The sequence below is a fragment of the Deinococcus sp. genome, assembly GCF_030523985.1.
Taxonomy (GTDB): Bacteria; Deinococcota; Deinococci; order Deinococcales; family Deinococcaceae; genus Deinococcus.
In genome coordinates, this window is record NZ_JAUNHK010000091.1 from 3,584 (window position 1) to 10,497 (window position 6,914).

Here is a 6,914-nt window from a genome sequence, read left to right on the forward strand (position 1 = left end):
CTGTGCGCCGACGAAGAAGAACAGCAGCGGCACTTTGCCGTCTTGCCCGTAGACCGAGAAGTCCTCGCTGGCGGTGGTGAAAGGCTGCACCATCGCCTTGTCGCCGAACGCGGCGCGGAAGACGGGTGCGGTCTTGGCGACCAGTGCTGCGTCGTTGACCACGGCCTTGGCTCCGGGCGTGAGCTTGATGTCAGCGGCAGGAGCGCCCGCCATGCTGACTACGGCCTCTGCGGTGCGCTTGATCCCGGCCAGCAGCTTCTCGCGTACCTTGGCGTTCAGGCTGCGAATGGTGCCGCGCAGCAGCACGTTGTCCGGAATGATGTTGCCCGCGCTGCCGCCCTGAAACGCCCCGACCGTGACGACTCCGAATTCACGCGGGTCGCGTTCGCGGCTGACCACGCTCTGCACGTCCACCACGAAGCGCGAAGCGATGAGGATAGGGTCGATGCCCGCGTGCGGGGCCGAGCCGTGAGCGCCCACACCCTTGAAGGTAATTTCCAGACCGTCGGCAAACGTGGTGACCGGGCCGCTGTCATAGCCGACCATGCCAGCGGGTTTGCCGTCGTTGTGCAGGGCCAACACGTAGGCAGGCGTGCCGAACTTTTCGTACAGGCCGTCGTCCATCATCGCCTGTGCGCCGTTGAGGGCTTCCTCGGCGGGCTGGGCCACGAACATCAGCGTGCCGCTCCACTGGTTTTTCAGGGCCAGCAGGGCGCGGGCCGTACCCACCCACGCAGCCATATGCACGTCGTGCCCGCAACTGTGGGCCACGAAAGTTTCCTGACCGTTCCAGGTCGTCTTGACACGGCTGGCGTAGGGCAGTCCGGTCTTTTCCTCCATCGGCAGGCCGTCCATATCGGTACGCACCATCACCGTCGGGCCGGGGCCGTTGCGGTAGATGGCGACGACCCCGGTTTTCCCGATGCCCTCGGTGACGGTGAAGCCCAGGCTGCGCATCTCAGCGGCGAGGCGGGCCGAAGTCTTGACCTCCTGAAAGGCCAGTTCGGGGTTCTGGTGCAGCTCCTTGTACAGCTTCTCCAGCGCCGGGTAAGCCCGGTCGATCTGGGTATTGAGGCCCGGCAAAACCGCCGGAACATCCACAGCCTGCGCCGTACTGGCGGCGAGCAACAGCAGACCACCCAACCTGTAAGCCTTGAACATGAATAACCCCCTTTGCACCTCGGCAGCCCTGACAGCCGCCCGCTGAGCATAAAGGCATTGTATAGATATTCCTCATGCCGGACTAATGGTGCATATACATGCACACTCGGGCTTCTGGCGCGAGAGGTTCTTCGCCCCCTCCCGTTGCCAATCTGAGCGGTCACCGATTTGTTATGGCCCAGCAGAGACGGTGTCGAAGATGGCTTAATGTCAGTTGTCCGTAAGAGCCCGGAAGCGGCGCAGCCACGACACTGCCGCCCATGAACGCGAAGTGGCCCACCCTTTCCCTGCTGGCCCTGTCCCTGACCCTCGGTTCCTGCGGGCAGCCCGCCCAGCAAAGCGCCGTCACCGCCCCTGCCGAAAGCCTCAGTGCGCTGCCAGAAGACCCCTACGCCAGCCTGAGTCCCCTGGCCGAGCAGGGCCGCAAGGGAGGCACGACCACCAGCGACCCCTACAACATCACCCTCAACTTCGCGCCCGGCAGCGACTCCCGCGTGGTCAGTGCCATGAACGCGGCGGCGACCCGCTGGCAGGGCATCGTGACCCAGGGCCTGAGTGCCGTGAACGTCAATATTCCGGCAGGAAACTGTGGGTCTAACCCGGCGTTCAGCGGCACGGTGGACGACATTCTGGTCTTCACCGGCTCCAAGAGCATTGACGGCCCTGGCGGCGTGCTGGCCCAGAGCGGCCCCTGCTCGGTCCGCAGCAGCGGCGGCCTGACGGTCTACTCCACCCTCATTTTCGACAGCGCCGACCTCGACGGGTTTGCCAGCCAGCTGACCGACATTGCCGTGCACGAACTGGGCCACAGCCTCGGTCTCGGCAGCCTGTGGAGCTACAAGGGCCTGACCAGCGGCGCGGGCACCACCGACCCCCGTTACCTGGGCACGAACGGCAACCGCGAGTACGCCGCGCTCGGCGGCACCCTGGGGCAGACCCCCGAGGAAAACACTGGCGGCTCCGGCACCGCCGAGGCCCACTGGCGCGAGCGCACCTTCGGCAACGAACTGATGACCGGCTACCTGGGCAGCGGCAGCAACCCCCTGTCACGCCTGAGCATCGCCGGGCTGGCCGACCTGGGCTACAGCGTGGACTACAGCAAGGCCGACAGCTACAGCGCCAGCACCCTGAACAGCCTGAGCACCGACCACCATTTCGACCTCGCCGCGCACGAGGAAGTGCTGCGGCCCAAGTGGCAGGTGAAGTAAGGCCGGAATGTCTCACCGCCAGTTTCCCCGTTGGAGAGGAGGCTGGTGGTTTTCCCAACTTTGCCCTATTCGCTCAGGCCAGACCGCAGGCCCGCAGGAGCAGCAGGTTGAGTTCGTCGCGGCCCAGACGCCGGGGGCGCAGGGTGAGGTCGCCCGGCAAAGAAGCCGCAGCGCCCGCGAGAGGCCGATAGCGGAACTCGGGCCGCACCACCAGCTCCCGCCCAGCCGTGAGCGCCACCACGAAGTCGAGGTGGAGCACATAGTCGCGGCTCAGCACCTCGCGCAGTGGGGCAGCGTCACCCCCCAACAGGGCCAGGAGGGCGGGGTGCGCCGCGAAACCGTCTTCCAGTTCGCGCGCGATGACCTCCGTGTCCGCCAGCAGGCCCGCACCCGGCAATTCGTACCCGGCGATGCGGCGGCGGGCGGTCTGCGGCAGGTCGTTTCTCAGCACGCTGACCTGCCGCCCGGCCCGCTCGGCCCCGGCCAGCAGTTGCCACAGCCGCCCCAGGCTGGAATAGGTCGCCAGCCCCACATACCCAGCAGGGCGGGACGCGATGGGCCGGGTCGGGCGCTCCGCAGAAGCACTCAGGGCAGGTTGCTCCATGAGGTCAGCGCAGGCCCCCGCCCGTGAAATTGCCTTCCCAGGCGTTGAGCACGCGCCCACCCCGCACCAGCAGCACCGCCGGGTAGGTGCCGACCCGCAGTTGCCGGGCGAACTGGTCGGCCTCCGCGCCGCGCCAGGGGGTCAGGCCTGCCGGGGGCTGGGCAGGTACGCCCTGCACGTTGACCGCCCGCACGGGAAGCCCGCTTTGCAACACCGCCCCCCACAACTCTCCCAGGTCGCCGCAGTCGTGGGTGTAGATCACGACCACTTCACGCTCGTCGCTCTGCCAGGGGTGAGGGGGCAGGGGGTCGCCCAGACGCACGCGGGCGTCGGCACTGCTCAGCCCCAGTGCCAGCAGCAGAGAAAGGAGCGGCGCCCCCATTCGCCGTAGGGTCAGGGAAGCCACCGGGTCGGGACGCTCAGACATAGGCCGACTATGCCAGAAATTCCCCCCTGCTCAGATGACGAACCCGTGAGAGGCACGTCCCCTAGTCCAGGGGGGAACAGGGCAGGAAAAAGGTCAGGGCGTGTCGGACTTGGGCAATGCAACGGGCACCTTGTCCTGGGGCTTGACCTGCTTGAGGGCGTCGGGGTCGGGTTTCTGGTCTTGCAGGGGCGCGGGCGCGGGGTCGGGTGCGTAGCCGGGCAATTGCCTGATTTCGACGCGGCGCTGCACCACGTTTTCCGGAGGCGTGAACTCGGTGGCGATGCGTCCGGTCGTGCGGTCGAGTTCGACGACCACCGTGTTGGGGTCGGTGGCGGCGGGATTGAAGTCGGCCTCGGTGTACTGCGGCAGCTCCACCACTGCTTCGGGCACGTTCTGGTTGGCGACCTGACGGTAACGCGGGTCTACCATCGCCATGTTGGCGTTGGGCAGCCAGGCCGGGTCGGGGGAGCCGCCGTAGACGATGCCCGGCGGCACAGCGAACTTCTTGGGCGTCAGGCCCTTGTGCGACAGTTCCATCATGCGCCGCCAGATGGGCGCACTGATCCAGCCCGAGTAGGACGTGACGGGCATGTAACCGCCCTGCTGCTTGCCGACCCAGACGGCTCCGGCGTAGACCGGCGTGCTGCCGACGAACCACAGATCTTTGGGGCCGTTACTCGTCCCGGTCTTGCCGCCGATGGGCCAGTCTCCAAATTTGGCCCGTGTCGCCAGGCCGCCCTCCTGCTCGGTCATGTCGCCCACCACACCGCGAATCATGTCCAGGCCCACATAGGCGACCTGAGGCGTCCAGACGCGGGTGGGGATACGGGTTTCGGTGGCGGCGTCGTACAACACCTCACCTCGGGCATTCGTGACCCGCGAGATGTAGCGGGGCGGACGGTACAGCCCCCCGTTGACGAAGGGCGCGTAGGCCGCCGCCATCTTGACGGGCGTGGTCTCGACGGCCCCCAGTGCGGCGGAATAGCTGGTGCCTTCGTTGGGCGGAATGTCGAGCTGCTGCAACTTGTTGAAGAAGTTGGGCAGGCCCACGCGGTCGGCCAGACGCACCGTGACCAGGTTCAGCGAGCGGTCGAGTGCCTCGCGGATGGTCATGCTGCGGTAGGTCGTGCGGCCCTCGAAGTTCTTCGGCTCGTAGCGGCCTGTGGGAGAAGACACGTCAGGAAAGCTGATCGGCCCGTCGAACTCGCGGTGGGCCTGGTTCATGCCCTGCGCGATGGCGGTGGTGTACAGCAGCGGCTTGATGGTCGAACCGATCTGGCGCTGGCCCTGCGCGGCGTTGTTCCAGTCGGCAGGCGGGGCGTCGCCGTAGAGCTTTTGCCCGATCATGCCCATCACCTCGGAGGTGTAGGGGTCGACGACCACGGCGGCCAGGGTCGCGCCGTAGGGTAGCCCCCTCGCCTCGCGGCTGGCGGTTTCCACGGCGTTCTGAATCTTGGGGTCGAGGGTGGTGTAGACCCGCAGGCCGCCCGAACCGTAGACCTTCTCGCGCCCGAAGCGCCGCACCAGTTCGGCCTCCACCTGCTGCACGAAATGGGGCGCACGGGTCGAGGTCACGGCCTTGAGTTCCTTGGCGGTGGGGTCGGTCAGCTTGGCGCTCTTGATGTTGCCCGCCTCGTCGTAGGCCACCGTCCAGCCACGCGGCTGAACCTTTTCTTTCCAGGCGTTGTCCGCCTGCTGCTGTGTGGCCCAGCCGTCCTCGACCATGCGGGCCAGCATCGCCTTGACCGCCGGGCGCACCTGCGACTCGTAGTTGGCGTAGCGCAGACGCGGGTTAGGAATCAGCGCGGTCAGGTAGGCACTCTCGGCCAGCGTCAGGTCTTTGGGGGCCTTGCGGAAATAAGCCTGGGCCGCCGCGTATACGCCGTACAGCTCGACCGGGCCGCCGTCACCCCAGTAGATGGCGTTGAGGTAGTTCTGCAAAATCTCGGACTTGGTAAAGGACCGCTCGACCTGCGTCGACAAGATCCATTCCTTGACCTTGCGGTCGGGGCTGCGCTTTTGCTGGTATTCGTCGAACAGCAGCGTGTTCTTGATGAGCTGGTTGGTGAGGGTGGACCCCCCCTGCACTTCCTCACCCTGGGCCAGACGCATGACCTGACGGCCCAGGCCGATGGGGTCGAGGCCATAGTGCTGGAAAAAGCGGCGGTCTTCGTTGGCGATCAGCGCCCCGATCATGAAGGGGCTGACCTCGTCCAGGCGGACGATGGTGCGGCTGACGGCTTGGTCGCCGATGCGCGGAATCAGGTTGCCCAGCGGCGTCTTGTCGCGGGCATAGACGCGGGTTTCGGCCCCCAGACTGCGGGTCAGGTTGTCGAGTTCGCGGTAGTCGGGCAACTCGCGGGTCCACTGGGTGACATAGGTGGCCGCCACACCTGCCCCGGCAATCAGGGCCGCGATGACCAGCGAGGACAGGAATTTGAGAAAACGCAGGAAAAAAATCAACGCCGGGCCTCCTGAGCGCGAGCGGGCCGAAAGCGGGTGTTCCGGGCGAACCTCACGACGCGGGCAGGCTCCCGCCCCGCCGCGCCTCTATGAGCTGGGACACGCGGCCCCGCAGCATCTTGCCGGACACCGGCTTGCCCACGATGTCGTCCGCTCCGACCAGTTTGGCCTGGTCACGGGTCTGGTCGTCGTCCACAGCCGAGAGCAGCAGCACCGCACAGTTACGCAGGCGCTTGATGCGCTTGACCCGCGAACAGATTTCAAAGCCGTCCATGTACGGCATCTTCACATCGAGCAGCATGGCATCGGGCGTGTGAGACTGGAGATAGGCCAGGGCCGAGCGCCCATCTTGCACCGCGACGATTTCATGCCCGTCGGCAGACAGGATGACTTCCAGCATGGTTCGAATGGCCGGTTCGTCATCCGCGACGAGAATCGTATACGCCATACCCACCATGATACCGAAATCTCTGTCTCCGTGGCTTCGCAGGCGTCAGTGGGACGGGCGGCGGCGGCCTGCCAGTGCTCCCTTGATCCAGCGCAGGGGGTCGTTCGGCACCGGACTCAGGGTCAGGCCGACCTGCTGGGCGATGGTTTCGGCAACCTGCTGCTCGCTGAGACTGGTCACGTCGATGTGGGTACGGAACTGCTCGCTGCGCAGTTCGTTCAGGCGGTCCTCAATGCCGCCCACGTACAGGTCGGTGTGGCCCTCGCGCTTGAGACGACTGAGCACCACATCCAGCGGCGCGAGCAACGTGAAGTGATGCACGCTGAGGTCACGGGATTGCAGGCCGCTCATCAGACGGCGGTGCCGGGCCACGTCCGTGATCGTGACCGGGACGATCAGCGGCCCGTCGGCTTCGCGGCTGGCGTACTGCAAGGCGTCGAGCATCAGCGGAATCCACATGGGATGCGTCTGGGGGTCTGCGGTGAACTTGGGGGTCAGCTTCTTGAGGGCCAGCCCCATTTCTTCGGGTTCAAAAATAAAGCTGCCAGGCAAACGCTCGTGCAGAGCGTAGGCGGCGTAAATCTTGCCCACTCCAAAGGGGCC

Annotated in this window: 7 protein-coding genes; 1 reads left to right on the forward strand and 6 read right to left on the reverse strand. The window is 66.1% G+C overall.

All coding sequences use genetic code 11. The features are described from left to right. On the reverse strand, window positions 1-1,161 hold a 1,161-nt coding region (locus tag Q4C89_RS11815), incomplete at its 3' end, for an amidohydrolase (RefSeq protein ID WP_303102815.1). A 260-nt stretch (window positions 1,162-1,421) separates the two neighbouring features. Between Q4C89_RS11815 and Q4C89_RS11820 the strand changes: the two genes are divergently transcribed. Continuing rightward, window positions 1,422-2,369 (forward strand): leishmanolysin-related zinc metalloendopeptidase, encoded by a 948-nt coding sequence (locus Q4C89_RS11820; protein ID WP_303102816.1) that lies wholly within the window; start codon window positions 1,422-1,424, stop codon window positions 2,367-2,369. A gap of 73 nt (window positions 2,370-2,442) precedes the next feature. Here Q4C89_RS11820 and Q4C89_RS11825 read toward each other — a convergent pair whose 3' ends face one another. The 5 genes from Q4C89_RS11825 to Q4C89_RS11845 form a co-directional block, all read right to left on the reverse strand. Then, complete coding sequence (locus tag Q4C89_RS11825) at window positions 2,443-2,973, reverse strand: hypothetical protein (RefSeq protein WP_303102817.1); 531 nt, start codon at window positions 2,971-2,973, stop codon at window positions 2,443-2,445. A 4-nt stretch (window positions 2,974-2,977) separates the two neighbouring features. Further along, a complete protein-coding gene (locus tag Q4C89_RS11830; RefSeq protein WP_303102818.1) occupies window positions 2,978-3,400 on the reverse strand; it encodes a penicillin-binding protein in 423 nt (140 codons plus the stop codon). A gap of 93 nt (window positions 3,401-3,493) precedes the next feature. Further along, window positions 3,494-5,863, reverse strand: coding sequence for a transglycosylase domain-containing protein (locus Q4C89_RS11835; RefSeq protein WP_303102819.1), 2,370 nt, complete (start codon window positions 5,861-5,863; stop codon window positions 3,494-3,496). Between the two features lie 52 nt (window positions 5,864-5,915). Further along, window positions 5,916-6,320 (reverse strand): PleD family two-component system response regulator, encoded by a 405-nt coding sequence (locus Q4C89_RS11840; protein WP_303102820.1) that lies wholly within the window; start codon window positions 6,318-6,320, stop codon window positions 5,916-5,918. 36 nt (window positions 6,321-6,356) lie between these two features. Then, the coding region (locus tag Q4C89_RS11845) for an antibiotic resistance protein (protein ID WP_303102821.1) at window positions 6,357-6,914 on the reverse strand (558 nt) is incomplete at its 5' end.